The 1,566-nt window shown below is 42.4% G+C and carries 1 protein-coding gene; it reads left to right on the forward strand.

Annotation, left to right across the window (positions count from 1 at the left end; genetic code table 11):
• Positions 1-169: 169 nt before the first annotated feature.
• A partial coding sequence (gene istA, locus H5200_RS23095; protein ID WP_182762817.1) for an IS21 family transposase occupies positions 170-1,566 on the forward strand: 1,397 nt, incomplete at its 3' end.

A 1,566-nucleotide genomic window follows, 5' to 3' on the forward strand; every position in this document is an offset into this window, starting at 1 on the left:
CTTATTCTCATTAAGCTTTGATCACGAAAATTACGCGATAATGATCACTTTTGTGTTCTTAATGATTTTGCCGATCAAAGCTTAATGCCACTCGTAACCGAGTTCACGTTTTATCATTTTTGTAGGTATGTTAAACCGTTATCTAAATCATTTGATGAGGATAACAATAATGTCAACAAGACCTATATCTATGAGTAAATTACATGCTATTTTACGGCTGAAATATTCAGCAAAATTATCCCATCGAGAGATTGCCAGAAGCTTAAATATCTCCCCTGGCACTGTGGCTAATTACGTTAAAAAGGCCAATGAGTTAGGGTTAAACCAATGGCCGTTACCTGACGATAAACAACACGGTACGTTTCTTAATACAAAAATCAGGGACTTCTCACCCCGTCAAAAAAGATACCCAACACCTGACTGGCTCACCATCAATAAGGATTTAAAGCAGCACAAACATTTGACGTTGCAGTTAGTATTCGATGAAATGCGTGAGAAAGTCGGTGAGCCTTATTACAGCTATAGCCACTTCTGCCGCGCCTATCGGGAATGGGTGGGGAAACAACGGTTGTCGATGCGTCAGCATCATAAAGGCGGTGAAAAGCTGTTTGTGGATTATTGTGGCCCCACGCTGACCATCACGTGCCCTACAACACAGGAAACACGACCTGCTCAAGTGTTTGTTGCCGTGCTCGGCGCATCAAATTATACCTATGCTGAGGCAACGTATAGTCAACAACTTGAAGATTGGGTGATGAGTCATGCCCGTTGTTTTGCGTTTTTAGGCGGTGTGCCTGAACTTGTTATTCCCGACAACTTAAAAAGTGCTGTTAGTAAACCCTGTCGCTACGAGCCTGATCTAAACCCCACTTATCATCAATTAGCCGAGTATTATAACGTCGCTGTCATACCCGCTAGACCTTATAAACCCAAAGATAAATCAAAGGCTGAAGTCGGTGTACAAATTGTTGAGCGTTGGATCATGGCACGTCTGCGTAACCAAACCTTCTACAGCTTAGCGCACCTAAATCAAGAAATAGCAAAGCTACTTGATGTAATGAACAATAAGGTGATGAAGCAATATCAACAATCACGTAAACAGCTTTTTGATATGCTGGATAAAAGCGCATTAAAGCCATTGCCTGAAAAGCCCTATCACTATACACAAATCAAAACGGTGCGAGTACACATTGATTATCATGTTGAAATAGAAAAACATTATTACAGTGTGCCGTATCAGTGGGTTAAGAAACAATTACGCGCACACATAACCAATCAGCTAGTACAGCTTTATCATGACGATACCTTAATCGCACAGCATCCGCGCTCACATCGTTTAGGTGGGCATACAACACAGCCTCATCATATGCCTCTGGCGCATCAAAAACAGCATGAGCAGTCACCGATAAATTTACGCTCATGGGCATTAAGTATTGGAGAGTATACCCACCAAGTTGTTGAGTTACAGCTCAGTGGACGGCGTCACCCCGAGCACGCTTATCGCGCCTGTTTAGGGGTGTTAAGTTTAGCTAAAATCTATTCAAAAGAGCGGCTTGAGCAAGCGTG

The organism is Pseudoalteromonas sp. SG43-7 (assembly GCF_014164295.1).
In the GTDB taxonomy this organism is placed as follows: Bacteria; Pseudomonadota; Gammaproteobacteria; order Enterobacterales; family Alteromonadaceae; genus Pseudoalteromonas; species Pseudoalteromonas rhizosphaerae.